Here is a 24,905-nt window from a genome sequence, read left to right as displayed (position 1 = left end):
GCGCTCCTAGGTGAGGGTGACGAGGACTGCGGCCTGAGGGCCTTCCCAGGCCGGGACGTACGTGCGTTCGGCGATCGCGTACCGGGCCCCACCCCGCACGTCGATGACGCTGCGGTAGGTGACGTCGGTGCGGCGGATCTGCATCGCGCCGGTCGCGACGAGCCACGCTGTGTCGACGTCGGCGGGCGCGGTGCCAGGGCCGGTGTTCGGGTAAACGCCGAACGACCAGCGGGTGCCGAGTGTGGTGACCTTGCGGCCGTTCTCCACGTCGATCTGGTTCTTCTCGGCCGCGAATCCCGCGATGTGCCGTGGTGCGTGGATGATGCCGACTCCGCCGTACTCCTCGGCGAGCGTCTCCTCGAGGAGCCCGATGCCCTTGACCAGTGGCACCGCAGTCGTCGTGAGGACGTCGGTCGGGGTGTCCATCAGCGGCCGCTCGTAGTCACCCGACCACAGGGCCTTCTCGACCGCGGCCCATTCACCGCCGGCGAGAGCGCGGCGCGCCTGGTCGAGGACGTCCTCCTCGGACACGCCGACCGGGCTGCAGGTGAAGCCGCGGTACACGACGAGCGGATCGAACTGGGAAACGTCGATTCCGGTGTCGAACTCGGGCGGATCGTTCGGCGGTGCACACTCGGCGCGTGACAGCTTGGCGGGACCTGTCGGGTTCACATCGAACTCGATGCCGTTGCGTAGCTTCGGGTCCGACTCGACGACGAGGTCGGCGGCGGTCGCCAGGCCGTACCGGGACGGGGTGATCGTCGGCGACGCGACGCGGATGAACGGGGCGACAGCCACCGGAGCCTCCAAAGGTTGTGCTGGTCAGTGGAAGCCGTCGAGGGCACCTGCCAGCCCTGCAGGTGCCCTCGACGGTTGACTACGGAGTGACCGGGACGATCTTGCCGTCGCCGTCCAGCTCGCGTGCGATGCCGGTGGCGCCGTTCAGTGCGAGCGGAACCCGCAGCAGGCGCGCCTTCCAGCGGCGCTTGATGACCAGCAGCTTCTCCTCGACGAACAAGCGGTGGAAGTCGTTCACCTCCAGGTTCGTCGAGTCGTAGATGCCTTCGAGGTTGATCACCTCGCCGCGGGCGCGGACGAACGTGCCGGCCGCGTAGATGAGGAGATCGACCGTGTCGGGCCACGAGGTGATCGCGGTCGCGCCACCGAAGCCGCTGGCGACACCGGTGAAGGCATCCTGCCAGTCGTAGACCCACTGCGGCTTGGCGTTGCGAGCCGCGAACCAAGAGTCGATCTGCTGGTCGCTGATCTTGTAGCCCTCGTCCGGGGTGAGGCCGGAACGCTGCGCGAGGTCCGCACGGAACACTGCCTTGAGCCACATCGGAGCCTTCACCTCGAGAGTGAGAGACTCGGGGGCCCGATTGAGGTACCGGTAGTCGACGATCTGGATGTCGAGGGCGTTGAGGACGGACGTGGACGCGGACGCCCCCAGGCTCAGGCTGATCGCGGTACCGGACTCGTCGACCATCCGCTTAATCGTGCGGGCGTTGACCTTGTGGGAGTGCGCGATCAGCGCGTGCTCGACGACCTCCGCGGTCACCTCGGGGTAGGCGTCGTTCTGGAGGATCCCGGCGACAATGCCGAGGCCCGCGGTCTCCGCACGCTTCTCAGCGAACTCGGGGCACGGAACGCGGTAGAACGGCTTCTCGGTCCCCGCGACCGTCTCGCCAGTGGGCTTGGTGAACCCGTCACCGGCGATGGCCTGCGCCTCAGTCTGCATGAACCCGGTGGCGTTGTAGATCGCCGTGTAATCCGGGCCCTCAGTGAAGCGGAGGCCGCCACGCTTGGCCTGCACCTCAGGCACATCGATCAGGCCGACGTTGGCGTCGGCGAGAATGCCACCCAGCTCGTACAGGGTCTCGGACGGTGCGCACCAGCCACCGGCCGCGACGAGAGAGCCGCCCTCAAGTCGACCCGCGTCGGCGGCGTGGTCGATGACTTCCTGGTCGCGGGTTCCGTCGGCGACGAGGTCGTCCTGGAACGGGATGCGGATCTGCGCGATACCCGCACGCTGGACGATGCCCTCGACGCCGGTCGCGAACGCACCCATGCGGGCATTCGCCGCACGCGCGAGCTCCGTGGTGCTCGCGAGACGCTGGCCGGTCGCGAAACCGGCGACGTCGGCGGCCGCAGTGATCGACAGTCGCGGCGCCGTCTGAGTGGTGACGACCTCCTTGCGGGGGAGGTCAGCGAGGCGGACCCGGCGGACGGGTCGGTTCGCGGACGCGGCAACAGCTTCCACCGGTGCAGCGGATGCGTCGGCAGCACCAACGTCCACGGCGCCGGTGTCAGCGGTCGTGTCTGCATCACTGCCGGTATCTGCCTCTCCGGTCGCACCGGTGGCATCGGCGTCACTGGTGGCGGCGTCTCCGCCCTCGCCATCAGCGGCGTCCTCGGCGCCAGTCGCCGCCTTCACACGCTCCGCGAGGGTGTCGAGACGGTCCCTGTGTTCCTGCGCGGACTGGTCGAGGCGCGCCTGCTCGATCGCGACACCGTCGATGACGTCGGCGAGGGCCTCAACAGCAGCGAGCGCGTCGTCACTGTCCGCGCCGGCACTGTGCAGGTCGTTGAACGCGGCGACAGCCTCGGTAGCGAGGGCGACGACGTCGACGTCCGGGCTGGATGCGTTCTCGGCGAGCAGCACGGCGACCGCATCCTTCGCGGCGGTTCCGTCGCTCGCACTCTGAGCGGCATCGATCAGGTTCTGGAGAGTGACACCCATCGGGGGCCTCCTGTGGTCGAACGGGCACTGAGTGCCCGGCCCACAGCCAGCGGCGATCTATCTGCACACTCTATCCCCTGCGCTGGGGGTAGAGCTCGATCTGTTGGTGTCAGCGTTCGATCTTCGTGTAGGTACTTCCCGGTTGGGCGGCCGCGGCACGCGCCTCCGCCTCCGTCGCGTACCGCTTCACGGTCCCATCGGATCGAGTGACCTGGTGGATGGTGCGCTTTGCGCCACCGCCACAGTTGCAGCCCATGGTTGCCTCCTACTCCCCTGCCGCAGCGAGGTATTCGAGTGCCTTGATTCGGTCAGGGCGATGCCCGGACCAGTGGTCGAGACCGTCCGGTAGTTCGACGGTGACGACCGGTGTCTGTGTGTAGCCGAGGCCTCGCAGAGTCTCGACCGCTGATGGATCCTCCGCGACATCGACTGCGGTGTACGGGATCCTGGCCTTGTCGAGTGCCCGCTTGGTTCCCCTGCACGGCATGCAGTCCGGCGACGTGTAGACGGTGACGGCCATCAGTTCTTGTCCTTCTTCTCGTTGTGCTTGCCTGGCCACACCTTGAACACCTTGTGGTAGTAGTTCGCGGCCAATCCCTTGATCTGCTCGGGTGTCATCTCCCCGGGCGGGATCGCCTTCGTCAGGGCTTCGACGAGCGACGTGTACGGGTGGTACTTCTCCGCCCACTTCGCGAGTCCCTCTGGGCTCTCGGTCCAGTACCGCTCGAGCTGGCGCGCACCCTTGTCCTTGATACCGGGGGTGTCTGCGGCGCGTCCGATCCTTCGAGCAGCTGCCGCCAAACGTACTGCCCGGACACGGCTGGCAGCCTGCGAGCGACGGCTCTCTCGTACCTCCGTCGCACGGAGTTCCACCGCAACATGTTTCGCGAGGTCTTGGACGTTGACGCCTGCGACAACTGGGTTTCCGTTCTCGGTTGGTGGTGTGCGCCGTGGGACACCGGCGGCGATGAGGGAACGCATCCCGGACGCAGCGAGTGCCTTCGTGCGTGGGACAGGGAATCCGGGGACGTTCACGGCGAGGACGGCGACGAGCTCGAGCTGACTAGAATTCCGCTGGACTGCCCGCCAGTCGCCGGACACTCCGGAGCGGCGAAGCTCCGCGATGCGCTCGTCGTCGACGCCGGGGAGGATGCGGCCGGACAGCCATGGCCCCCACAGTCCGTCGGAGCAGCGGACGATCGCAACGGCGGAGCCGGTGTTGTCGTAGTGCTCGGCCGCGGCCCGGGCGCCGGCACGCAATCCAGCGTGCCCCGTGCCGAGAGTGAGCTTCCCGACCGCGAGGGGCCCGTCAGTGGTCGACACTTCACCCTGGTGGAAGTAGGCGTAGTCAGTGTTCGAGGTGGGCGGGATGACGCACACGTCGGCGAAACCGATGTGGCACGAGTCGGACTGTGCGAGGTGCCCGAACACCCGGCCGTCGTCGGTGACTGTGAGCGCGGTCAGCTCGTCAGCCTCGGGCATCTCGAAGTCGGCCCGGTCGTAGACGACAGCACCGGCCACAAGCGATGCGGTGACCGCATCGAGGGGGATATCGCGGATATCGGTGTCAGCGAACCAGATCTGCAGGCGATCGAACCGAATAGCGCCGGTCTCGGTCAGCTGGGCTGCGTCGAGCCCATAGCCCGCGGTGATGTGCGGGACGTAGCACTCGTGCTGCTCGGGGACAAGACCGTACGTGCCGGCCTCCTCGAACGCGCCGAGCACTGCAGACCGCAGCGACGTAATCCCCTCGGCCTCCACGAGGTAGACGGCGCACGGCTCGTCACTGGCCGGGTTGAAAGCCGCATGCCCCCAGATCTGGCCGGTCATCGGCGCAACACCGACCTCGGAGACTGCGGCCTCAAGCGCGTCGCGCTGCTCGGGGGTCCAGGCAGCGGCATCGCCGAGGAATACCAGCGTGGTGTGGAGGACGTCGGCGGGCTCGTAGCCGTCGACGGCCAGGCGGGCCGCATCCTCCTGTGAAGGGATGAGCGCGATCATGGCGCCGGTGTGCTGCGCGGCCGCCGCGGTCAGCGTCTCCTGCGCCGGCGCTGGGGTGAACTCCTCCCCGTACACCGGCTGGATACGGGCCTGCTCGAACGCGGGCGACGAGACGAGAGTGACGCCCATCAGCTTCCACTCGGTGACCCGCATCAGGGAGTTCGTGACATCGGGCGCCATCGGCTGCTCCACGGGCTGCGGGAGATCGGTCGGCATGTCCGCCGCGGCGGCATCGAACGCCTGCCACGCTGCTTCGAGCTCGCCCGGCCCCCATTCGGTGCCGTCCGTGCGGAGCGGAACCTCTTCGACGGCGATGTCCGACAGGTCCGCCGACACCCAGCTCGCGGTGCCGCGGCCGACCTTCGCTGCCCAGTCGCGGCCGTGTTCATCTTCGAGGTCGAATGAGCCTTCCGCCCACAACATGTCGCCATCAATCCACGCCCGCGTGATCAGGCCAACGACCCGGGATCCGTCATGTCCGTCCGCGAGCTTCTCCTGCGCCGACAATGCCAGGGGTAGCGGCCGGATCGCAGGCTCGGCACCCTCGGCCAGCACCATCTCGCGGCCGTCTCCCGAGCGAGTGTTCACCGGCATGATCGGACCACGCCAACCAGCCGGCAGTCCGCTATCAGGGCTGGGCGCCGTGGATTCCTCAGGCGATGTCGGTGCAGTCATCAGTTGCTCCCTATATCGGTGGACACCTAAAACAGTATCCACCGATACCAGGCCCTAAGCGCTGACCACCTGCCAGAAGGTGACCGTCATCAGCTTTGGTGTCTAGTTTCTGGGCTGGTCTCTACGAGGCCAATGTGTAGAACTCGTCCGCGCTGTAAGTCTTGAAACCAGCAGACTCGACCTTTGATCGAAGCTCAGAAGTGAACTTCTTGATGTCGACATCGTCATCCGTCTGGACATCAACTGCAGCGAACGCGCCTCGTGAATCGGAGTAGGGCTCCGCGTCTACCCATGCGATCTTGGAATCGAGGCCGGCCTGAACCATTTCCTCGATCCGAGATGCATCCGCTTCCATCTCCGCATCCGCGGCGCGGACCTTCGCGTAGAAGCTACTGTTCCTGGGCACGGGACCAATATACCGTTCCGGCTGCCGTTACGATCCACAAATTGTCCAGGTGGGGCCCGATACGTGGATTTGTGACCGCCCGCTGCAGGGCTTCACGCGCACCGTCGATGGTGAGACCGCCACCGGATGCGTCGGCGATGACGTTCCGGCTCTGCTTGCGGCCTTCACGAACCCTGACCACGACGTTGTCAGGCTTGTCTGTGGCTGCTCTCTTCACCTCTGCTAGTCCGGTGTCCGGCAGCAGGAGCAGATCCCCGGTCTTCCAGTTCTGGTCGTAGCCTTCGATGACCTGGATCTCCGCGACGGTTCTGGCGTCGATACCGCAGGCGATTAGTCCTGCTGCGGCGCGCGCTGCATTCTCGTCGGGGTCTCCCTTCGGTGGGTGGAGCGCCTTTTCGAGAGGTGCGTCCTTCGGTGATACGAGGTCGTACTTGTCGACCAGTTCCGGGGTTGCATGTTCGACGCCTGGGTACAGCTCTTCCTTGTGCGCAGGCAGGCGCACTGTCTCGATGTTGCTGAACCCCTGGGCGAACAGATCCGAGCCTTCGGGAGCCTCCGCGGGTAGCGGCCGCAGTTCTGGGGTGGTAGTACCTACGTTCGGCGCGCGATCAGGGTCGGGGGCCTTCGTTTCGGGCTTCGTCGCCGGCGTCTCTGCGGGTTGGGCCGGTCGATTCGCCTTCGTCGTCGGGGCCCCAGGAGCGTCACTGCCAGGTGCGCGCACCTTCGAGTCGAGGTCTGGAAGGTTCGGTTCATCAGGGCCGCCGTCGATCCACGAGTCGATCGGCTTCCTGTACTTCTTCTCCCCTTCTGGGGTTCGGACCTTTCTCCGCTTGCCGAGTTCTTCAGCGGCATCCTCGGTGACCGTCGTTGTGGGAGCTAGTTCGTCGTCGACCACTTCGCCGTTTCGTTCCCGCTTCAGGCGGTCGATTGCTGTGGCGACGGCTGCTTCGTCGTCGGGGCCGAGGCGGGCGTTCATGGGGCCGACTCCGCGGCCACCCCACATACCCTGCAGTTCGACCTGCATCTCGTCCCACGACAGGATCGCCAGGGTGCAGCGGCAGTTGATGGTTTCGTGGGCGACGCCGGCCGGGTCGGCGGGATGCTGGATCGGGGTTCCGCCCACGATGAACGGTTCTGTCAGCCGGACCATCTGCCCGTCGGCGACAGAGTGCGAGAGGCGGGTTCTCTCATCGTGGGTACTCAACCACCGCTTGTACATCTTTTCGCCGGTGATCTCCTCTGAGGCTTGGGCGGAGACGAGGGCGCCGGCCTCCATTGCGGCTTGGATCTCGGTGCGGGCGATTCGGCGTGCGAGCCACTGCCATTCGAGGTTGCGTTCATCGTGCTGGTTCCACAGCTGCCGGCGCTTCCCCTTCAGGATGGGGATCTCGGCGCGCGGTGTAGTGGGATCTTTCAGCTTCCGGTCTACGGCGGAGATCTCGGCACGGATCCGTCGAGCGGGTGCGTCGATGCCGAGGATGCGGCCGATACGGTCCTGGACCTGGTCGATGTCCTCATTGTTCGCCATCGCTTCGAGGAGCTCGGGGCGGAGTTCCTCGAAGGCGCCTTCGGGCCAGATCTTCAGGCGGTCGTGGACGGTGGCCATGGCGAGTTCTTGCCAGTGGACGACGGAGATGTCGGCGGCGCGCTGGTTCGCGGCGAATGCCTCACCGAACGCCTCGTCAAGGACCGGGAACACATGTTGCTCGAGGGCGCGTTCCCACACCGCGAAGGATGCGCGGGCGGCATCGAGGTCTGGTTCCGGGGTGGGGTCGCCGGCGTCGGCGAGGAGCGCGGCAGCGGTGTCCGGTAGGGGCTGCCCAAGGACGAGAGCGCGGGCCGTATCGAGCCAGACCGTCATGGCGGAGACAAGTCCAGCGTGCAGCCGGTGCTCACCGCGGGTCATGGTGGAATGCGCCCGCATCCGTGCCGGCAGCCACGTGTCACGCCTCATTGGCTACCGCCAGAACAGCTTCGAGGTCGGCGCGCGCGTGTGGGCGGCTCTTCACGATGAGCTCGCGCACGTACCAGTCGACTGCGGTGTACAGCTTCGGCTGGTTCGGGAGGACAATCGCGAGGTGATCCCAGGCGCCGGCCAGTAGCCGGTCGCACTCGGTGTGAGTGGCGGCGATTCGTCGGTGCGTGTGGAGAAGATGAGCCGGGATGTCGGTGTACGCGCCGCGGTGGCTGCGGCCCAACGACTTTTTCCCCGCGACCTCGAGTGCGCGGAGGACAGCGACCTCGCAGGCGAACAGCTCCTGGCTGCTGGTCTGGGTGGTCACTGGCCCGGCCCGGTCTCGACGGTGACGTCTGGTGCCGCGGTCGGCTGTTCTGGTGGTGTGCGGTCACCGGTCTCCGGCGCAGTTTCCGCGTCGGGCACCGTGTCGCCGCTTCCTCCGTCGCCACTGGTGGCGTTGGTGATGTCCTCGGTCTTGTTGAGTACCGCGGAGTCGACCTCGATACCAAGCATCGGCAGCAGGAGCGGCGCCAGCGACGGAGCTCCGACGAGAAGTTTCGTCAGCAGGTTCGTGCGCTTCTCCTCCGGAGTCGGGGCGTCATCCGTGCTGAATCCGTTCTCACGGAGCATCGCCTCTTCCGACAGTGCGCCCTTCTCGAACAGATCCCGGGAGTCGACGGACTTGTCGGGTCGGAGTTCGAGTTCGCTGGCGTCGAACCACACGACGTAGTCGCCCCAGTCGTCGACTCCCCCGGCCTGCAGCATGGGATGGAGGAATCCGGTGGTGAGGGCGTGGCAGATGATCGCGACGGTCGGTGACAGGACGAGGGTGACTTCCTCGGACGAGATGAGCCAGCCTGTCCAGTGATTGGCCGTGGACATCCCCAGGAGGGTCTCGGGTGGGGAGTCCATTCCGAGGGCGACGCGGCGGATCGCGGACTCCTCCATCTCAGGGAGCTTCGCGTCGAGCGGGGTGGAGAAGCTGAGGAACTTCGCAGCCTTTTCGGGGTCGGGGACCTTCGCGACGAGAGGGACAACCGCTGCCGCGGATTCCGGATCCTGAATCGGCGTGAGCATGCTCTCAACCAACTCTTCAACGAAGGGGTCGCTGTCGGAGTCAGTGACGGTTCGAGGCGTCATGAGCGAGACCTGGTCTGACACGAGCAGCAGTCCGGCGCCGGCGAGTCGGGAGTCGATCTCGGCGGCGGTGCGTTTACCGAGTCCGCGGAGCGTGCGTGCGACAGGGAGGACCGCACGTGCAGGACAGTCAGCGAGGCCGCCGTGCTGCGGATCCGGCCGGTAGCAGCGGATCACGACCTCGTCCTCTGTGAGATTGCGGGCCTCGATGCCGTCGTTGAGCTTCCACGCCTTGCCCTGTCCCGTCAGCTCGGACACGGAGTGAGCGGCGAAGCTGAAGCGGCTTCCGTCGTCGTCGGTTTCGGACACGACGAGGAGGCTCTCGCCGTTGAAGGTGAGCTGCTGCCCTGCACGGTGGAGGGCCTGCTGGGTGCGGGCGATGTCGCCGAGAAGGTCTTGGCAGAGCTCGAACGCGAGACCCTCGGTGACGGCGACGGGCTCGGCGTTGAGGTCCTCACCGCGCTTCGCAGCGAACAGGCGGTACTGCGAGGCGCCGCGCGCGACACGGTCACCAGCGAAACGGAACTCCGGGATCTCCGATCGCAGTTCCCACGCTTCGGTCTGCCACGACGCCACCGGTGGCCGCTTCTTCGTCTTCGCTACGGACTTGCCGAACACGACCTGCGCGGCCGCGGTGACGGCCTGTGGGGGCAGGGCTTTCGACGTGGACGGGATCTCGTAGCTGGCGACCATCACGCCCGGCTTGAGCGCGGGGAGGTCGCGGATACGCCGGCGGGCGATGCTGGTCTGCTTCGCCGCCTCGCTCGCGGCCATCGATGCGGCGATCTGGTGGGCGGTGGAGTCCGGACGAGGCCGGCGACGCAGCTTCATCAGTCCATCTCCTCGGCGGTGTCGAGGATGCTCGCAGCCAATCCGACGAGGTAGGAGGCTGTGAGTGTGGCTGCGGGGATGATGAACCCGGGGTGCTCCCCGTAGAACCAGGCGAGGGTCATGACACCGCCTGCTACCCAGACGGAAAGACACCAGGCGCAGGTGATTCCGTACGCCACATCGTGGTCTGGGCCGAGACGGCGAATGATCCCGGCGCGTAGGTGGCGGGCGAGGTAGTCGGCGTTGATGAATCTGGTGATGCGTGCGGTCGCGCCGAGCGCCAGCAGGAAGATCGCGATGGTCACGGTTACAGCCCTCCGTCGATGGACAGAGATAACTGTATCCTTCGTTACTCACGATGCGTGAGAACGTGCGCTGCTGCAGCAGCACCTAGCCTGCGAGTGCGATTCTCAGCTCACACCCGTGCGACTCGCTCCCTCGCTGAAGAGGTAGTCCATTTCGAACGCAAGCTCCAAGAGCTTCTCAGTAAATCGTGCGATGTCGAGAGCATCCTCTTTCGCGATGGTGACGATCTCGTGATTCTGCTGGTTCCCAACATCCTTGATTCGATCAACCCACTTCCTCATAGGCTGCGTGATGATCCCCTCGGCCTGCAGATGCTCGAGAGCCTCGTAGAACGATGGCGCCCTGTCCTTACTGTTCCGCTCAGGCAAACCGTGGCTGACTGCAACATGGAAAAGAAGCTTGCGGCACATCATCACTGCTGCAGCGTTCGCACCAACCCCCAAGCATCTCCGCGCTTCACGCCACACCAACCTGACGTCGTCCGGGAGTCCATTCGGAACACTGAGTGGTTCCGCGAACGGGCTAACACGGTGACCGTTGGCCACATATCCACGCTTGCAGTTGACGCAGCGCATCCATTGGATTGGGAAGCCGTCATTCTCTGCGATTGCCAACACTGCCATCTGAGACTTTGGGCCACAGTCTGCACAGTCCGCGACTCGCCACCCGTCATCACCCGACTTGTCGATCGATTGCCGACCTGTGCTGACAACCCGCATGTCGTCATGAATGCCCACGACTGTGCAGCGTACCGTCGCTCCCCGACAGTGCGCATGCGTCAGACGGTTACCTCTGTCCCCACTCGCTTCCGCAGGGGCAGGTTCGGATGACTTCGTACTCGGATTCGTCGACGGGCTTGGAAGGTCCTGGCGGAGTGAAGTAGGTCGAGTAGCCGCCCGACATGCTCCAGCACTCGACGGTCTCGTAGCCCTCGTCGCGCCATTCGCGCATCGCCTGTTCGTGCGCGGCCCAGTCCTCCGCATTGGGTGTTCTCGGTTCCCGGATGCGATGGCAGTCGTAACGCCGGCGTCGTGGGATGACCCCCAGGCGGTGAACCGGTCGCCGCTCATAGTGGTTCCTGGTTGCGGATGTAGTCGTTGGGCATCATGACTTGCTGGCATACGGGGCAGCGCGACTCTTGAAGGATCGGTTGGAGGCGCTGCTGCATCTGGCGGTGGGCGTCGGCGTGGTGGTCGCAGATCGCGACGCGGGGCATGAGGTCCGTATGCATGTGGATGTCGGCGATCCATCTTGCGGGGCGTTCGCAGCCGACACCGTCCTCGGTGAGGTCGCAGGTGAGTGTGAAGTCGAGGTGCTCGAGCGGGTCCGCGGTCACAGCGTCCTCCTCGGGAACTGGAACGCTGCTGGGATCACGGCTGGCGGGCTGGGTGGCTGCGGTGGGGTGTCTGACTCGGTGAGCCATTCGATGATCGACGGGAGGCTGTTCCACTGGCCCCAGTGTGAGTACAGCTCCTTTGAGACGCCGGCGCATTCGACGACGCACTCGAAGTCGTTCTCCTGGGTGAGGGTCGAGTAGCCGTACACATGGTTGCGTTCGGTGACCATCACTTCTGCGTCGGCCGGCGCACCGAGCTTCCGCCTCACGTCGTCAGCCAGGGCACCGGTGATGGTCCGCTTCACACACTCGGTGTCGCAGCTGTACTCAGGCTTCCCGTGCGACGGTGGCTCGTCCCATTCGTGGACCGGCGGGTGATCACGACCGAACTGTTCCACCTGTTCGTGGAGTACCTCGCGGCTCTTCATTTCACTCTCCTGGTGGGCCCGTACTTCGTGCGGCGCTGCTTGTTCGGCTGCTCCGCCCACATCGGTGGGGTCTTCGATGGTCGCGGAAGATGGCGAGGCTTCTCATCGGGCCCCAGCCACGACGGCAACTTCCCACCGGGCTCAGCGTTCATGAAGGGGTTGGGCGGCATCAGCCACGGCTTGAACGGCTCGGTGTGCCCACGGATAAACGCGCACTGTTCGAGAACGGTCGAAAGCTCGTCGGCGGTCACCCAGCCGATAGCGTCGAGAGCTGCTGCCTCGTCGTACGTCTCGCCTGTTCCGAGCGCGTCTCGCCACACAAGGTAGCGAACCATCTGCAGAGGTCCACGCAACTCTCGCACTGACGGGAACTGTTCCGGGCCTCGGCCGACAGAGATCAGGTCCGTCGGCTGGGTGAGTCGACGGATCGTGTACTGGATCGCGACCTGTACCGGAGCGGGCCACGCGTCGTCGGCGCCGCGGCGCTCACCGAGCGAGAAGTCACGGCCGTAGACCATCGGCTCACCGTCAGGGAGTTGTTTAGTCACGGGCTGTCTCGATTCGGTAGTTGGTGTCGGGGTTCGCGATCCGGGCGGCGGCACGGCACGTTGCCTCGTCTGCCCAGCCGGAGGGTGATTCGGCGATGGTGGGGCCGGCGGGTGCGCGGCGGGTCCACCGCCACTCCCCTAAGCTGTCCCGGTACACGCGGATGGTGTCGACCCGGGTGGCGGTGTCCATCAGCCCTCCCCGGGCACGGGGGTGGGCAGCGTCGCGAGAATTGCTTCGAACGTCGAGATGGCCTTCTCGTGCCAGCCGGCAGGCGCCGCGGTGGTGTCGAAGCCGATCTCGAGCGCGCGGGCCGCGATGTCGATGTCCTTGCCGTCGCGGTGCTCGCACAGGGCGTAGACGAGAGCGTCCAGTGCAGTGTCGGCGTGGTTGCCCATGCGCTCAGCCCACATTGCGACGATGTGGGCGCGGGTCTCGTTGCTGCTCATGGGAGTTCTCCTCGTATCGGTGTGGGCGGATCTTCCCAGCCTGGTACGACGGTTCTCCTGGACGCGGGCGATGGTGTCGGCGTCGCTCACGGCGTCTCCTCGGGCAGGTACAGGACAGTCGCGGGGAGCTGGACGGAGCGGTTGGACACGAGCTTCGGCCCATACGCCCACGGAGTTCCGAACTCGTTCGGCACCTTCTCCAGTGGGAACGCGTTGGCCGAGTAGATGACGGATCCCTCCGGCAGCGCCTCCAACTCCGCGATGGTCTCCACCACACGCGGGCGGGAGTAGCCTCGTTCGATCAGTCGCTCTGCCAGCTCTGCGGCCCCGAGCGAGTGGTTACCGTCCACTGCTCGGATGTCCTGAGCAAGTTCGTCTTGCTGGTTCATGCCACCTCCCACGGGCCGACCAGGCGGCGGACGACATGCGCGGTGGGATGGCACTCTCCGTATCGGCCCGTGCGCCAATCGTTTGCATCATCCTCGGCGGCTTCGCGGTCAGCAGCTAGGTCGAGCTGTTCGAGGTTGTCACCGCGCACGGTCCACTCCTCGCTGTCGGCCTTGATGTAGCCGGCAGCAAGGATGCGGTCAGCGATTAATCGGTCAGTCTCGTTGACGCGGGCGGTGACTCCGCGTCGTGAAGCGATCAGGTTGGCGAGTTCGTCTCGTTGGCTCACGGCTTCTCCTTCGGGGTTGCGGTGGTGGTGGGGTTCTCTTCGCAGACGATCCAGCCGTTGCGGGTGTGCGCCCAGCGGTGCTGATCGACTGGCTGCTTCATGCGGTAGATCGGCAGGTCGCAGTGCTTGCACTCGCTCACGGCTGGTCACCTCCCTCCGCGTCGCGGAAGATCTGCCGCACACCCCAGACGTACTGGACGCCGATTCCGGCGACTATGAGGTAGAGGATCCCGGCGTACCACAGTGGCAGGCCTTGGGTGATCGTCCACGTGACGAGGATGACTGTGGCGAGCCATGCTGATCCGACGACGAGGTGGCCGATTCGGCGTGCAGTCTTCATCGCTCACCGCCCTCCGCCACACGAGCAGCAGCCGCGCCATGCAGCAGAGCGTCAGCAAGCACGCGACGACCGACTGCCGACTGCCACTCGCCAAGCGTCATGGTCTTGACCAACTCGGCCGAGGTGCGGACCAGGATCGTGCCGCCCTCATCAGTCAGGGACAATTCCCCGATCCGGCAGTCCTCCGCCTCGGGCAGCTCCACGATCGTTTTGCCGGCGTTGGTGAGTGCAGCCACCACATGCGCGGCGACCTCGGCGGCCGCATACGTCGCGGTCTGCCGATCGTCGTGATAGGTCGGCAAGATGCCTTGCAACGCAGTGATGAATCCGTCGTCGTTGGCGATGATCTGTTCCGCGGTGCTCACTCTTCCTCCAGGTAGGTGATGAAGCGCTCGACGTTGGTCACGGCGTCATGGATGTTTTCGACTGCCCGCGCCAGTTCACCGAGATGCGGCAGGGCTTCGGCAATCTCGTTCAGTTCGGACGCCACGCTTCGAAGCTGATCCGAGCTGATGGCGCTCATGCCGGGTCTCCGTCCACACGCATCCATTCGGCCAGTTCGGTTGCGGCAGCGATCAGCTTGTCGAGCCGCTCAACGTCGTCGCGCTTCCTCTCCCATGCGTCGGCTGCCGCGCCCACACGTGCACGAAGACTGAACCCGTGCAGCTCCGCTCGTGTGTCACGCACCATCGGGTGGTCTCGTGGGAGAAGCCAGCTGGCACTGGCGCGGAACCCTCTCTCGGTGTGCACGCAGAAGCCTCCGTCGCGGAAGCGGTTCCGGTTGAAGCGGTCGCCGTTCGTGAGAACGATGTCGCGCTTCCCGATGGACTTGACGGTGTCGAGAGCGACCCGCCGGCCAGGCTCTACGACGGCTACTGGAGCCCCGATTGTGAGCCAGTCTGGGAGTTCAGTGGTGTCAGTCATGCGTTGTTCTCCTTCTGGTCTCCGTCCACACGCACAAACGGGGCGAGGCGCTGCATCTCCAGCTCATTGCGGCTACTCGACACCTCGCCGCCGCCGAGCGGAAGAAACATCCGTCGACCATCGCGGTTGACCCAGCGGTACAGCCTGTTGCGGCCCCAGTACCGCACACCCTCAGGTACGTCCTGCCATGTCTCCCAGGGCTTCTCCGGTGTGCCATCCGGCCCGATGTCCGGGACAGACACAGCAGGCGGGGCGGGCACCCATGAGTCGTAGAGACCGAACTTCACGCGGATCCGGTACGCGGCTTCGTCCGGGTGCTCCATGCCGTTGTTGCGGCCGGCAGCCCAGCGCATGAACGCCCGAACGTCATCAGCCTCAGCAGCCGTGAGCACCGCCCCGCCTTCGGGGAGTAGACGCCCATCAGCCGCAAGCTGTGCCCGGTCCCGGCGCACCGCCTCCGCGATCAGCCACTCAGCGAACGGCTGCAACTCAGCCACAACTGCCAGCAGGCCATCGCGCACCAGCGGGCTGTCGACGCTCCGGTAGATGCGCTCCAGCTTGTCCGCGAGGTCATTGCGGGCAGACTCAGCCTCCAAACGGGCGGCCTGCTGCTGGCACCACAACGCCTCGACGGCGTACCCGCCGCATGCCTTCGATAAGTCGTCCGACAGCAGCACCTCCGCGGCGATGCGGTACTTCTGGCTCAGCGTGATCGTGTCGGTCATCGGGCGTTCTCCTCGGTGTCGGGGCGGTGGATCCACTCGCCAAGTCGTGGGTCGTAGAGGTGCTGCGAATGCTCAGGACATGCGGGCTCGTACTCAAGGAGGTGCTCCGTATAGCCGCCACCCGCGTCTTGCGTGTGCGCAGTGCACACGCAGCCGCCATTCGGGTCAGGCAGGGCAGTCTCGGGGTGTAGGTCGGCGAGGATCGCGTCGGCGATATCCGCGTAGTCGCCTCCATCGAGGGCTTCGAGCAGGTCCATCAGTCGCTCGCGGGTGCTGTCGCTCATCGCTGGGTCTCCTTGTCGGGGTTGGGGATGCCGCGTGCGGGCCATCCCCATGGGTCGGGGAGGTTGGTGCGGGGCTGGAAGACGTGCGGCTTGTGGTGCGCCGCCGGCGTCTCGGGTTGCCGCCAGCCGTCGCAGCCGTAGTCGTGACGCTTATCGGTGGTGCCGCAGTCGCAGACGAGCATCAGTTCTCCAGCGGGATGAACGGCGCGAGGTCGATGAAATCGAGGTCGTTGGTGGTCCAGAGGGAGCCGGGGTGGCCGTCGGTGGCGGTGTAGCGGTAGCCGGCGCCTTCGCGGATCCAGCGGCCGCCGTGGTCACGGCTGGCGAATGCGGTGCCGTCGGGGATCTCGTCTGCGGTCGCCCATTCGGTGGGCGCGTCTGCGGGACTGAGGTTTTCGTCGGGGGCTGGCATACCCGAGACGTTACAGTGTCGCGGGTACAGTTGTCACTGTATCCCCGCCTACCGGGAGACGCGTCGGCCAGCAACCCCCTGAGCAGGCCCGTTCCCGTCCCGCTTCCGCTTCGCGACGGACTGCACAGTCGCCCCAGACGCGATCGGCGGCAGCATGTCTGTTGCCACATGCACAGCGGCATCGAGCCCGCCAGGCGACCAAGTCGAGTCTGGTTCCCACAAGGACCACTCGGACTTCAGGTTCGCGAGAGACAGGTCCGGACCGAACAGGGCCCGGCCGAGAAGTACAGCCTGGGCGATCGGCTCTGCACGCAGCACCTTCGACCGGCGAGCATTCACCCCCACGACGCGGGGGCAGATCCGACGCGCATCGATCACGCCTTCACGCTGCAGGGCATCCCACGCCTGACGGATCAGAGTGCCGGCCATGTCGCCGCCATAGTTGTTTTCGAACACGATGCGGTCGGCGTCGATCTCGTAGGCGAGGAGGCATGCGGCTCGGGACCATTCGTCGCTGGACATGCGTTCGGTGCGGTTGTGGGTCCAGTAGAAGTGACCATCGGTGCCGACGATTCCGCCGACGATGCCTGCGGTGTCGCGGCCGCCGCCGGACGGGTCGACACCCACACCGACCTTCCGTGCGTCGGGTAGGGCTTGGACGGTTGCGGCGCGGAGCTGCTCGTCAGTGAGGAGTGCGCCCTCGGATGCGACGGGTGAGCCTTGGTACATGGCGTCCCAGTCGCGGGTGGTCGATGCAGCTTTTTGGGTGCGCCAGTGGTCGAGGAGGGTGTCGCGGTCCCCGTCGAGGATGAGCGGGTGCGAGAGCGGTTCGCCTGGTTGACGACCGAGGGGATCATCACGGAATCCGCGCTCTGCGTCGGGCGTGACCGCGAGGGCCGGGAGGTGGACGACCCTCCACTCTCCCCCGTCCTCGATACGCCCTTCGCGTTCGAGGAGCATCCCGGACAGGTCCTGCTGGTGCCAGCGGGTGTGAACGATGATCTGCCGTGCGCCGGGGGCGCGCCGGGATACGAACGCTGATGAGTACCACTCCCACACCGCCCGGCGGATCGTGGGCGAGTCGGCCGCGGCACGGTCGGAGTAGGGGTCGTCGATGATGCCGAGGTTCATGGACTGACCGGTGAGGCCACCTTTGACGCCGCGGGATCGGAGGCCGCCGCCGGCGGTGACGGTCCAGTCGGAGCGGGTGTTCTCGTCAGCTTTCAACCGGAGGCCGTAGCGGGCCCCGTATCCGGCGATGAGGTCGCGGCATGCGGCACCGTGGGTTTCGGCGAGGCTGGCAGCGTAGGACGCCATGAGAATGCGGTCACGGGGGCGGTGGGTGAGCCACCAGAACGGCAGCCACCGCGACACCCTCAAGCTCTTACCTACCTGAGGGGGCGTCCAGATCATGACCTTCGCGCCAGGGGTGTCGAGGACCCAACGGAGGGCTTCGTCAATGACCTCGAGGTGCGGCCGCTGCACCTGCACCGACGGCTCATGCTGCAGCGCAAGAACACCAGGCGAAAGAACCTGATGGACAGGCCGGCCGGAGCACGCGATCCCCTCAGCCAGCCTGTCCCTCAGGTGCTCCTTCTCCCGCGGTGGAAGCTTCCGCCATGAGTCATCCTCGAACAGGCTCATGGTGATTCGGCGCTCGCAGCCTTCCAGAACTCACCACGGCGGATCGCGCGGGCGGCCGCGGCACTCATCTCGCCACCGAGCGCGAGCCAGGTGATGCCGATGATGATCGACAGCCACAGCGGGTAGTCGGAAATCAGGCTGAATACGGCGTACGCCGAGCATCCCGACCAGGCTGAGACGAGCGTGGTCTGCACCTTCTGCTTACGAGTCAGCGACCGCCAGCCGTCCCAGAGCCACGTCGGCTTCATAGACCATCCCCCTCATCGGTCTCGTGTTCACCGAGCTTGTTCAGCAAGGCCTGCACCTCAGCGTCGACATCCGCCTTCGTGTGCACAGTGACGTCCGCCTTCTGCGGGGCCGCCAAACCATGCAGCTTCACGATCGAGTCGACGATGCCGCGGCCAGCGGCTAGGAGCTGCGACTTCCCCATCAACTGGCCTTCCGCATCAGCGGTGTCGAGGGCGATGATCGTTCGGCGGTACAGGTCGTCGTAGCGGGCCGACATCAACTGCCGATAGTCCTCGACGGTCTCACTCTCCACCCGGGCGAGAACCCGGGACACCGCCCGCTGCGCAGCCTGCCGACTCGAATAGCCGGCCTCCTCGGCGATCTCTTCCCACGTCAGCCCCTGGTCTTTCCGGAGCCGCATCGCTTCGAGGGCCTTCTCGCGGCGACCGAGGTCTTCAGGCCAGGTGCCGTCAGCGGTCGTGCTCATGTCATCCGCCTCCTGGTCATCCGTTGCAGTGGGCTCCGATAAGTGTATCCACCGATACTGTCGGCATGGTTGGTCGTGGTGTAGCTGATCACCACAGGGTCAGCTCCCTCGGCTCAGCGGCCGGGGTGAGGTTGAGCGCCACCTCGAGCACCCGGTCGACGTCGGCCGCGCGGGGCAACGTCGGCTCGCCGAGCGCCCGCAGATCCGCGACGACTGGGTACGGCAGACTTCGCGCGTAGGCGCGGAGCTGCTGTCGCGTCACGGTGACGAGGACGTCCCCGAACGCGCTCGACTGCATGGTGAGCGTCGACCCCTGTGCACCCCAGATGCGATAGCGGCGTGCGGGTCCGTCGCCGACTGGCCCCCACCCGTTCTTCTCGGCGACCCAGCAGTCCTCGATCGGGCCGCCACAGCTGCGGTCACCGCCGGGGAGGAGCCGGTCGACACCGGCACCCGACCGAGCGAGGGCCGGCACGATCCAGAACGCGCTGGCACAGAACAGGAACTCGCGCTGCACGGAAGTGAGCGTCATGGCAGCGCCTCCCCAGCGTCAGCGCAGCGCGCGTGCATGACCGACTGCTCCTCGTGCTGGTGGTGTTCGATCCACTGGTGCCGCACGACGATCCGCTGCCCGTCCTCGATCTCCTCGTCGCAGACGTCACACACGGGCGCGCCGTCGTCGCCGCACGCGCAGAGATCGGGGTCGCGGTCTGTGCAACCGGCGAAATCGAAGCCCTTGGCGATGTAGGACCGCTTCGCGGGGTACGTGCGCGCCATCAGCTCAACCTTCTTCCGAGGATGTTGATCTCATCCGCGAGCCAATCGGTGTACGTGTAGCCGTAGCCGGTTCCTGGCTTCTCACGGACCGCGTAGCTGGTGTGGTCGCCGCGGCGGAGGTAACCGTCGAGGTCGTGGCCGGCCTGCGCGTAGATGCGGTGCACCTCATCGCGGTCGCGCCAGTTGATCGCGACCTGCTGCCACTCCTGCCGTTTCAGCCGGCCGACGAGGTCGATGCCCCAGCCGAGGAGGTTCGACAGGCTGAGCGCGCGGGTCTGGTCGGCGATCGTGCGGAGCGGTGAGTTGGCGGGGCAGCAGCAGATGGCGTCGGCGGGGTCCGCGGCCCAGTAGGTCGGGAAGCTCCAACCGATACGCCTCGATCCGGCGATCCCCCACGTCCTGCCCAGCTGCATCGATGGCATGAATGGGTCGGAGATCAGCCCGCACCCAACCACCTCGAGCCGCGGGTGCTTCCCGGCAGCTACCTCGGCGGCCACGTTCCCAGCAAGCGCGGCGCCTCCCGAGTAGCCGAGTAGCAGCACGGGATTCGGGTCCTCGTCAATCATCCGCAGCAGCAGTTCGCGGCCAGTACGCAGCGACTCGTCGAACGCAGGACCCATCGGCAGAGGGACGGGGCCGTAGCTCGCCGACCAGGGGACCTCGCGGACACGGAAGCGGGTCGGGTCGAGGCGGCGGGTGACGGCCGAGCACATGTTGCCGTTGAGCGGTTCACCGATTCCTCTGCAGGACAGGACGGTAATCATGAGTTCTCCTCGTAAGTCAGGGTGATGTCGGCACCGTTGTCGTTGAACCGAAGCGTCATCCCGTCGCGCTCGAATGGGGTGCCGACGTCGCGGAGGCGTTCAGCGCGGCGGCGGATCGCCTCGGTGGGTGCCTCAGGGCCGGCGTGTGTGTCGCGGGTGATGCGGGTGAGGTGGACGGTGTGGCCCATCAGAGTCGGCTCCCGTCGGTGTCGTAGTAGGTGCCGCAGTCGGCGCAGCGCATGTAGTCACCGAAGCTGCGATCGTGCATGGCTTGGAGGTCGGTGCAGGGGCAGGGAATGGGTTGCCAATTCTGAATCCGGGAGTCCGGACCGGTGCCCCAGAAGTTGCATCCCCACCCACGCAGTACGCCGGAAGGTGCGTTGGCCCGGATGAACGCGAGCATGACTTCCTCGGCGTCCTCGTTCGCGGTATGCACGTACAACTCATCGGGCCAGAACTCGTTGTCCCGCATCCAGTACAGGACCGGCATGACAGTGTCCGCGGTGTATCCGAGGTCGTGGTCGAGTGACAGCTGCTCGACCTGGCAGCTGAAGAAGCGTTGGAAGTTGAGCAGTGTGATTGCGTATTCGGCGGTCTTTGCCAGCTCCCATCCGTCGGGCGCTGGGCGTTCGTCATCTACGAAGAGCTTCATCGCTCACCGTCCAGGGCTGCGCGGAGTACGTGTCCGTCTGCGATCTGCTGCTCGGTGTCCTCGTCGTAGTCGGTGGGTTGAGTCCGCCATCGCTCAGCCAGCGCCCGCACGCGTTCGATGGTTGCTCGCGCCTCCCGGAGCTCGTCGAGGTCGAGGTGCGTCATCAGGCTGCTCCTTCGCCGTGTGCGGGCTGAGGGTTGACCTTCGCTGCGATCGCGGCCCGGATCTCGGTGTAGCGGGGGTTGAGGTTGGCGGTCGGGGTGCACATGATGAGCGCTCGGTGGAAGCGGATTCCTCCCAGCTGCTCGGGGTAGGTGACGACGAGCGGGTTGAGGAGGGTTCGCTTGCTGACGAACGCCTGGCCGTCGGCGAGGTTTCGGGCGACGACGAGGGTGCGGGCGGGGCGGAGGCTGGTGATCGGCTTCTGCGGGATTTCGTTGTCTGGGCGGCGTGGCATCATTTCCTCCAGGTCTTGGCGTCGGGGCAGTTGATCCAGTGCGGTTCGTACAGGGGTCGGGTGGAGCGGCGGACGGATGCGAGTTGGGCTCCGATGAGGACGCCGGCGTAGACGACTCCGCCATGGGAGTCGAGGACGACGGTTCCGGCCTGGGCTGGTTCGGCGTCGACGGGCAGGTTCTTGCCGTTCTGGGTTTTGCCCCAGCGGATCTCGGCTCGGCAAGAGCGGCACCGGGACGGTTCGGGAAGCTGTTCGCTCATTCAGGTAGTTCCTTCGGGTCGGGGCTGAGGCTGATTTCCAGCCACAGCGCTGGCTGGCCCTTCCGGTGGATCACCGGCTCGAGCTTCGCCATGTGCTGCGGCACGTCGTCCGCAACCAGCCCGTAGTCGACGAGGCCGTCGTAGATCGGTTTCGCTGTTGCGGTGAGGTTGTCGGTGTCTCGCCGACGGTCGTCGCGGGGCCGGTAGTGGAGCGTGACTGTTGCGTGGCCGACGGTCCGGGGCAGATCCGCCGCCGCGGCGAGACAGACGACCTCGTCGCGGATGGTGCGGATCTTCTTGGCCTTCGCGAACGCCGCACCGGCGGAGACGCCGCGGTCGTTCATCGACAACGGCGGTGCCGTCCAGGGCAGCACGATCATGTAGTTCATGAGGTGTCCCGTCAGAACGGCGGTTCGTCGGAGTGGTTGCCGGACTGCGGCGCGTTGCCCCACGGGTCATCTGCGGGAGCGGTTCCGCGGTCCTGGTTGCCCGCGTAGCCGCTTCCCGTGCCGTTCCCGGACTTGGATGCCCGAGCGACCTTTGCGGTGGCGTAGCGGAGCGAGGGGCCGATCTCGTCGACCTCGAGTTCGATGACGGTGCGCTTCTCCCCTTCTCGGGTTTCGTACGACCGTTGCTTCAAACGCCCGGACACGAGGACGCGCATCCCCTTCGTGAGGGATTCAGCGACGTTCTCGGCTGCCTCGCGCCAGATCGTGCAGCGCATGAACAGTGCGTCGCCGTCCTTCCACTCGTTGGACTGGCGGTCGAATGTGCGTGGGGTGGATGCGACGGTGAAGTTCGCGACCGCGGCGCCGGCCGGGGTGAACCTGAGTTCGGGATCGGCGGTGAGGTTGCCGATGATCGTGAGTGTGGTTTCGCCTGCCATGTCTGCCTCCTACGGCTGAGAGATTGGTTTTGTGTCCCGGTCCGCGCCCGTGCGGTCGTGAGGTACGTACGGAGTCGGGGACGATTGATCTGGTTTGTGTCTGGTCTTGTTCTGGTGGTGTTGTTCTGGTGGGGGATCACCCGTGATCCCCAGACTTTGCGAAATGATCCCCAGACTTGTTCCAGATGATCCCTAGACTTTGTTGAAATGATCCCCAGACTTTTTGGGGCACTGCATTTCTGGGGATCATGTGTGATACCTAGACTGTTGTTATCCACACGGTGTTGGCGAAAGTCTGGGGATCACATGCGATCCGCAGACTCGGCAGACTCGTTCGGATCGAGCATCGGCAAATCCAGCAGATCCGAAGGCACCGTCAACCGGTACTCGTCCGCCTGATTCGCCCAGCGATTGCCCTGCTTCACGAGCACGACCAACCCGTACGAACGGAGCACCGCCATCGACCGCTTCACCGTCGGCTCCGACACACCCATCACCCGGGCGAGACGCTTCACACCCGGATGCACACGGCTGCCATCCGGATCCGCGTACGTCGCCAACATCAACGCCAGGAACTTCACGCCCGACGGGATCTCGACCCGACGAATGATCCGCTGCCAGTCGAACCGGTCGATCGGCTGCGGCCCATCGCCGAACGCCAGTTCTGCAGTCATAGCGGGAAGTCACCTCCTCTCGAACAGCTCGAATCACCACAAGGGCTTCTGCTCAGCACGTCCGCCGTTGTCGTCGAGCAGAGTCGGCCGGCCCCGCCACACCACCGGCTGCTCGACCGGCTCATCCCCCTGCGAGACAAGCCACCCGTTCACCAGGGCCTTCTCGCGGTTCGCTTCGATATGCGCATGGCAGGGCCAGCAGACCGCGAGCGCGTTGGACGGCGTGTTCGTCGACTTCCGGCGGCTCCCACCCATCCCCCGCGGCCGACGGTGATGAATCTGGTGGACCGCGTACAAGCACGAGGGACCGGCCATCACCTCACAGTTGCCGCCGGAGCGAGCCAGGATGATCTCCCGCACCGCATCGGGGAACCCGGTGTCGCGACTCATGCCACGTCCCTGGTTTCAGCCTTGCCCGTTGTAGCGGCCGCCTCGGCCTCACGAAGATGCCGGCCACGCCCAGAGATCAGATCCCCGAGCACTGTCGGCTGCCCGCCATCGGTGGTCGTGGGCGCACCGAGCATCTGATCCCGCTCCGCCGACCGATACAGCTCGATCAGACTCGCCGCGGTCGCATCCTCAGCGAGAGCCATGCCTCGCCACTCCTCCACCGACCGGCGCTCGACACCATCGTCGAGCCACTCCCGGATCGTTTGCGCCAGCTCGTGCCCCGGCTCAGGAATCACCGCACGCGCCAGAGACGGGATACGGGTCTTCGAGATCGACAGCCGATTGTCGAGATCCAGGTCGCCGATTACGTCGAACTCATACTCAATTCCGTCACGCTGGATCGGCTTCGTCCCAACCTTCTTCGGCTCCTTCTTCCCGCGGTCGTTCTCCTGAATCACGTACTCCGTCTTCGTTCGGAGGGTCGCGATCACGTGCCCCGGGTAGGTGAGGATCGCGTCGATCATTCGCTTCTCCTCCGGGCCCACCTCCTTCCATCCGGAGGTGAACTTGTTCGATCCGCTGCGGCGATCGACCTGCTCGAGCATTCCGTCGGTGCCCATCCAGTAGTGCGAGAGCGAATCGATCACCACGACACCGAACCCCACGCCGGCCGCCACACCGAGCGTCTCCACGAGCGACAGAGGCGAGTAGCGGTCAGGCGTGACAGTGTCGAACTGCCAGCCATTGATTCCGACGTACTTCGACGCGGAGCCACGCTCGGTGTCGATGACCGCGACACGGTCCGACAGCGAACTCGCGAGAGCAAGAGCGGTGTAGGTCTTCCCTGACCCGGACGGCCCACACAGGGCAATCCGAGCCTTACTGGCGGCCTTCGTGGCCGGTTCAAACTCGATCATGGATCCACTTCCTCGAAGTCAATGACTGGGTCGCCGGCGGCGATGGCGTGCGCGTTGGTGCGGGCGCGTTCGATCAGTTGGGAGTAGAAGCTGTGGGGAGCCGACTCAGGCCGGATGTCGTCCTCGACGTCATCGCCGCTCACCGCCGTTCCCCCGTCAGACGCAGGTTGTCCGGATGTGTGGCGAGTGGGCTTTGGCCGCCGGAGTAGTGGACGTACACCCAGCGTTCGTCGACGTGGGAGACGATCCCGACTTCAGTGGGTTTCCCGGTCGCGACGCTCAGGTAGACGACCCGCTTGCCGGTGTGCCGCCTGAACTGGTTGAGCGAGCACCGCTTCCACGACTCGGGTGGTGTTGATGGCAGCGGGCTCATCCGACGCTCACCACACCCCACCAAGCGACCGTCCCGATCGTCACACCGACCGATACGGCCCAGAAGAACGCGATCGTGCGATCCCAGGCGGCGGAGCGGCAGTCGCAGCGGAACTCCTCGACCGTTCCGAGGATGCGGTCATCGAGCGGCGCCGTCTCCGGGGCGAAGTCATACGTGCCGGCGTGGGTCATGACTGAGCCTCCGCCACGCGAGCGGCAGCCAG

At 65.8% G+C, this 24,905-nt stretch carries 45 protein-coding genes; all 45 read right to left on the bottom strand.

The window, feature by feature from the left end; translation table 11 throughout:
- Positions 1–6: 6 nt before the first annotated feature.
- Complete coding sequence (locus tag DEU38_RS05745) at positions 7–798, bottom strand: hypothetical protein (protein WP_147283463.1); 792 nt, start codon at positions 796–798, stop codon at positions 7–9.
- A gap of 79 nt (positions 799–877) precedes the next feature.
- Positions 878–2,740, bottom strand: coding sequence for a major capsid protein (locus DEU38_RS05740; RefSeq protein ID WP_114719160.1), 1,863 nt, complete (start codon positions 2,738–2,740; stop codon positions 878–880).
- A gap of 265 nt (positions 2,741–3,005) precedes the next feature.
- Positions 3,006–3,260, bottom strand: a complete 255-nt coding sequence (locus DEU38_RS05735) for a glutaredoxin domain-containing protein (protein ID WP_114719159.1) — start codon at positions 3,258–3,260, stop codon at positions 3,006–3,008.
- On the bottom strand, positions 3,260–5,329 hold the full coding sequence (locus tag DEU38_RS05730) for a 2'-5' RNA ligase family protein (protein WP_147283462.1): 2,070 nt from the start codon (positions 5,327–5,329) through the stop codon (positions 3,260–3,262). The genes DEU38_RS05735 and DEU38_RS05730 overlap by 1 nt, the downstream gene beginning before the upstream one ends.
- A 208-nt stretch (positions 5,330–5,537) precedes the next feature.
- Positions 5,538–5,822, bottom strand: coding sequence for a hypothetical protein (locus DEU38_RS05725; RefSeq protein ID WP_114719157.1), 285 nt, complete (start codon positions 5,820–5,822; stop codon positions 5,538–5,540).
- Positions 5,806–7,683, bottom strand: a complete 1,878-nt coding sequence (locus DEU38_RS05720; protein WP_181818683.1) for a phage minor head protein — start codon at positions 7,681–7,683, stop codon at positions 5,806–5,808. Before DEU38_RS05720 ends, DEU38_RS05725 begins: the two co-directional genes overlap by 17 nt.
- An 82-nt stretch (positions 7,684–7,765) precedes the next feature.
- Positions 7,766–8,104: a hypothetical protein gene (locus tag DEU38_RS05715; RefSeq protein ID WP_114719155.1), complete on the bottom strand. Its 339-nt coding sequence runs from the start codon at positions 8,102–8,104 to the stop codon at positions 7,766–7,768.
- Complete coding sequence (locus tag DEU38_RS05710) at positions 8,101–9,747, bottom strand: hypothetical protein (protein WP_114719154.1); 1,647 nt, start codon at positions 9,745–9,747, stop codon at positions 8,101–8,103. Before DEU38_RS05710 ends, DEU38_RS05715 begins: the two co-directional genes overlap by 4 nt.
- Positions 9,747–10,052 (bottom strand): DUF1360 domain-containing protein, encoded by a 306-nt coding sequence (locus tag DEU38_RS05705; protein WP_220181883.1) that lies wholly within the window; start codon positions 10,050–10,052, stop codon positions 9,747–9,749. The genes DEU38_RS05710 and DEU38_RS05705 overlap by 1 nt, the downstream gene beginning before the upstream one ends.
- A 105-nt stretch (positions 10,053–10,157) precedes the next feature.
- Entirely contained in the window at positions 10,158–10,790 is a 633-nt protein-coding gene (locus tag DEU38_RS28300; RefSeq protein ID WP_181818682.1) for a DUF4145 domain-containing protein, read from the bottom strand.
- 329 nt (positions 10,791–11,119) lie between these two features.
- Entirely contained in the window at positions 11,120–11,389 is a 270-nt protein-coding gene (locus tag DEU38_RS28295) for a hypothetical protein (RefSeq protein WP_181818681.1), read from the bottom strand.
- Positions 11,386–11,817: a hypothetical protein gene (locus DEU38_RS05695; protein WP_114719151.1), complete on the bottom strand. Its 432-nt coding sequence runs from the start codon at positions 11,815–11,817 to the stop codon at positions 11,386–11,388. Before DEU38_RS05695 ends, DEU38_RS28295 begins: the two co-directional genes overlap by 4 nt.
- Positions 11,814–12,365, bottom strand: a complete 552-nt coding sequence (locus tag DEU38_RS05690; RefSeq protein WP_114719150.1) for a hypothetical protein — start codon at positions 12,363–12,365, stop codon at positions 11,814–11,816. The genes DEU38_RS05695 and DEU38_RS05690 overlap by 4 nt, the downstream gene beginning before the upstream one ends.
- On the bottom strand, positions 12,358–12,555 hold the full coding sequence (locus tag DEU38_RS05685) for a hypothetical protein (protein ID WP_114719149.1): 198 nt from the start codon (positions 12,553–12,555) through the stop codon (positions 12,358–12,360). The genes DEU38_RS05690 and DEU38_RS05685 overlap by 8 nt, the downstream gene beginning before the upstream one ends.
- A complete protein-coding gene (locus DEU38_RS05680) occupies positions 12,555–12,812 on the bottom strand; it encodes a hypothetical protein (protein ID WP_114719148.1) in 258 nt (85 codons plus the stop codon). The genes DEU38_RS05685 and DEU38_RS05680 overlap by 1 nt, the downstream gene beginning before the upstream one ends.
- Positions 12,813–12,898: 86 nt before the next feature.
- On the bottom strand, positions 12,899–13,201 hold the full coding sequence (locus DEU38_RS05675) for a hypothetical protein (RefSeq protein ID WP_147283461.1): 303 nt from the start codon (positions 13,199–13,201) through the stop codon (positions 12,899–12,901).
- A complete protein-coding gene (locus DEU38_RS05670) occupies positions 13,198–13,488 on the bottom strand; it encodes a hypothetical protein (RefSeq protein ID WP_114719146.1) in 291 nt (96 codons plus the stop codon). Before DEU38_RS05670 ends, DEU38_RS05675 begins: the two co-directional genes overlap by 4 nt.
- Positions 13,485–13,628 carry a hypothetical protein gene (locus DEU38_RS28290; protein ID WP_181818680.1) on the bottom strand — a complete coding sequence of 48 codons (144 nt, stop codon included), beginning with the start codon at positions 13,626–13,628 and terminating at the stop codon, positions 13,485–13,487. Before DEU38_RS28290 ends, DEU38_RS05670 begins: the two co-directional genes overlap by 4 nt.
- Positions 13,625–13,828, bottom strand: a complete 204-nt coding sequence (locus tag DEU38_RS05665) for a hypothetical protein (RefSeq protein ID WP_114719145.1) — start codon at positions 13,826–13,828, stop codon at positions 13,625–13,627. Before DEU38_RS05665 ends, DEU38_RS28290 begins: the two co-directional genes overlap by 4 nt.
- On the bottom strand, positions 13,825–14,193 hold the full coding sequence (locus DEU38_RS05660; RefSeq protein ID WP_114719144.1) for a hypothetical protein: 369 nt from the start codon (positions 14,191–14,193) through the stop codon (positions 13,825–13,827). Before DEU38_RS05660 ends, DEU38_RS05665 begins: the two co-directional genes overlap by 4 nt.
- Positions 14,190–14,351, bottom strand: coding sequence for a hypothetical protein (locus tag DEU38_RS28285; protein WP_181818679.1), 162 nt, complete (start codon positions 14,349–14,351; stop codon positions 14,190–14,192). The genes DEU38_RS05660 and DEU38_RS28285 overlap by 4 nt, the downstream gene beginning before the upstream one ends.
- Positions 14,348–14,752: a hypothetical protein gene (locus DEU38_RS05655; protein WP_114719143.1), complete on the bottom strand. Its 405-nt coding sequence runs from the start codon at positions 14,750–14,752 to the stop codon at positions 14,348–14,350. Before DEU38_RS05655 ends, DEU38_RS28285 begins: the two co-directional genes overlap by 4 nt.
- A complete protein-coding gene (locus tag DEU38_RS05650) occupies positions 14,749–15,477 on the bottom strand; it encodes a hypothetical protein (protein WP_114719142.1) in 729 nt (242 codons plus the stop codon). Before DEU38_RS05650 ends, DEU38_RS05655 begins: the two co-directional genes overlap by 4 nt.
- Positions 15,474–15,761, bottom strand: a complete 288-nt coding sequence (locus DEU38_RS05645) for a hypothetical protein (protein ID WP_114719141.1) — start codon at positions 15,759–15,761, stop codon at positions 15,474–15,476. The genes DEU38_RS05650 and DEU38_RS05645 overlap by 4 nt, the downstream gene beginning before the upstream one ends.
- Positions 15,758–15,943 (bottom strand): hypothetical protein, encoded by a 186-nt coding sequence (locus DEU38_RS05640; protein WP_114719140.1) that lies wholly within the window; start codon positions 15,941–15,943, stop codon positions 15,758–15,760. The genes DEU38_RS05645 and DEU38_RS05640 overlap by 4 nt, the downstream gene beginning before the upstream one ends.
- Positions 15,943–16,173, bottom strand: a complete 231-nt coding sequence (locus DEU38_RS05635) for a hypothetical protein (protein ID WP_114719139.1) — start codon at positions 16,171–16,173, stop codon at positions 15,943–15,945. Before DEU38_RS05635 ends, DEU38_RS05640 begins: the two co-directional genes overlap by 1 nt.
- Positions 16,174–16,221: 48 nt before the next feature.
- On the bottom strand, positions 16,222–17,664 hold the full coding sequence (locus tag DEU38_RS05630) for a terminase large subunit domain-containing protein (RefSeq protein WP_181818678.1): 1,443 nt from the start codon (positions 17,662–17,664) through the stop codon (positions 16,222–16,224).
- Positions 17,665–17,813: 149 nt separating this feature from the next.
- On the bottom strand, positions 17,814–18,065 hold the full coding sequence (locus DEU38_RS05625; protein WP_114719137.1) for a hypothetical protein: 252 nt from the start codon (positions 18,063–18,065) through the stop codon (positions 17,814–17,816).
- Positions 18,062–18,532, bottom strand: a complete 471-nt coding sequence (locus DEU38_RS05620) for a hypothetical protein (protein ID WP_114719136.1) — start codon at positions 18,530–18,532, stop codon at positions 18,062–18,064. Before DEU38_RS05620 ends, DEU38_RS05625 begins: the two co-directional genes overlap by 4 nt.
- Before the next feature lie 88 nt (positions 18,533–18,620).
- Positions 18,621–19,064, bottom strand: coding sequence for a hypothetical protein (locus tag DEU38_RS05615; protein ID WP_114719135.1), 444 nt, complete (start codon positions 19,062–19,064; stop codon positions 18,621–18,623).
- Positions 19,061–19,309 carry a hypothetical protein gene (locus DEU38_RS05610; protein ID WP_114719134.1) on the bottom strand — a complete coding sequence of 83 codons (249 nt, stop codon included), beginning with the start codon at positions 19,307–19,309 and terminating at the stop codon, positions 19,061–19,063. The genes DEU38_RS05615 and DEU38_RS05610 overlap by 4 nt, the downstream gene beginning before the upstream one ends.
- On the bottom strand, positions 19,309–20,073 hold the full coding sequence (locus DEU38_RS05605; RefSeq protein WP_114719133.1) for a hypothetical protein: 765 nt from the start codon (positions 20,071–20,073) through the stop codon (positions 19,309–19,311). The genes DEU38_RS05610 and DEU38_RS05605 overlap by 1 nt, the downstream gene beginning before the upstream one ends.
- Positions 20,070–20,261: a hypothetical protein gene (locus tag DEU38_RS05600; protein WP_114719132.1), complete on the bottom strand. Its 192-nt coding sequence runs from the start codon at positions 20,259–20,261 to the stop codon at positions 20,070–20,072. The genes DEU38_RS05605 and DEU38_RS05600 overlap by 4 nt, the downstream gene beginning before the upstream one ends.
- Positions 20,261–20,725: a cyclic-phosphate processing receiver domain-containing protein gene (locus DEU38_RS28280; protein ID WP_181818677.1), complete on the bottom strand. Its 465-nt coding sequence runs from the start codon at positions 20,723–20,725 to the stop codon at positions 20,261–20,263. The genes DEU38_RS05600 and DEU38_RS28280 overlap by 1 nt, the downstream gene beginning before the upstream one ends.
- The gene (locus tag DEU38_RS28275) at positions 20,722–20,889 is read right to left on the bottom strand and encodes a hypothetical protein (RefSeq protein WP_181818676.1); all 168 of its coding nucleotides are present in this window, start codon (positions 20,887–20,889) and stop codon (positions 20,722–20,724) included. The genes DEU38_RS28280 and DEU38_RS28275 overlap by 4 nt, the downstream gene beginning before the upstream one ends.
- Entirely contained in the window at positions 20,889–21,182 is a 294-nt protein-coding gene (locus tag DEU38_RS05590; RefSeq protein ID WP_147283460.1) for a hypothetical protein, read from the bottom strand. The genes DEU38_RS28275 and DEU38_RS05590 overlap by 1 nt, the downstream gene beginning before the upstream one ends.
- Complete coding sequence (locus DEU38_RS05585; RefSeq protein WP_114719130.1) at positions 21,182–21,442, bottom strand: hypothetical protein; 261 nt, start codon at positions 21,440–21,442, stop codon at positions 21,182–21,184. The genes DEU38_RS05590 and DEU38_RS05585 overlap by 1 nt, the downstream gene beginning before the upstream one ends.
- Entirely contained in the window at positions 21,439–21,831 is a 393-nt protein-coding gene (locus tag DEU38_RS05580; RefSeq protein ID WP_114719129.1) for a hypothetical protein, read from the bottom strand. Before DEU38_RS05580 ends, DEU38_RS05585 begins: the two co-directional genes overlap by 4 nt.
- A gap of 11 nt (positions 21,832–21,842) precedes the next feature.
- On the bottom strand, positions 21,843–22,328 hold the full coding sequence (locus tag DEU38_RS05575) for a single-stranded DNA-binding protein (protein ID WP_114719128.1): 486 nt from the start codon (positions 22,326–22,328) through the stop codon (positions 21,843–21,845).
- A gap of 302 nt (positions 22,329–22,630) precedes the next feature.
- Positions 22,631–23,002, bottom strand: a complete 372-nt coding sequence (locus DEU38_RS05570) for a helix-turn-helix domain-containing protein (RefSeq protein ID WP_114719127.1) — start codon at positions 23,000–23,002, stop codon at positions 22,631–22,633.
- Between the two features lie 33 nt (positions 23,003–23,035).
- Positions 23,036–23,392 carry an HNH endonuclease gene (locus DEU38_RS05565; protein WP_114719126.1) on the bottom strand — a complete coding sequence of 119 codons (357 nt, stop codon included), beginning with the start codon at positions 23,390–23,392 and terminating at the stop codon, positions 23,036–23,038.
- On the bottom strand, positions 23,389–24,309 hold the full coding sequence (locus DEU38_RS05560) for an ATP-binding protein (RefSeq protein WP_114719125.1): 921 nt from the start codon (positions 24,307–24,309) through the stop codon (positions 23,389–23,391). The genes DEU38_RS05565 and DEU38_RS05560 overlap by 4 nt, the downstream gene beginning before the upstream one ends.
- The gene (locus DEU38_RS28270) at positions 24,306–24,452 is read right to left on the bottom strand and encodes a hypothetical protein (RefSeq protein ID WP_181818675.1); all 147 of its coding nucleotides are present in this window, start codon (positions 24,450–24,452) and stop codon (positions 24,306–24,308) included. Before DEU38_RS28270 ends, DEU38_RS05560 begins: the two co-directional genes overlap by 4 nt.
- Positions 24,449–24,682, bottom strand: coding sequence for a hypothetical protein (locus DEU38_RS05555; protein WP_114719124.1), 234 nt, complete (start codon positions 24,680–24,682; stop codon positions 24,449–24,451). The genes DEU38_RS28270 and DEU38_RS05555 overlap by 4 nt, the downstream gene beginning before the upstream one ends.
- Complete coding sequence (locus DEU38_RS05550; RefSeq protein ID WP_114719123.1) at positions 24,679–24,873, bottom strand: hypothetical protein; 195 nt, start codon at positions 24,871–24,873, stop codon at positions 24,679–24,681. The genes DEU38_RS05555 and DEU38_RS05550 overlap by 4 nt, the downstream gene beginning before the upstream one ends.
- Between the last annotated feature and the right edge of the window lie 32 nt (positions 24,874–24,905).

The sequence above is a fragment of the Rhodococcus sp. AG1013 genome (assembly GCF_003350365.1).
In the GTDB taxonomy this organism is placed as follows: domain Bacteria; phylum Actinomycetota; class Actinomycetes; order Mycobacteriales; family Mycobacteriaceae; genus Prescottella.
Note: the sequence above shows the minus strand (reverse complement) of the source record. Positions and strands in the feature narration are given on the sequence as shown.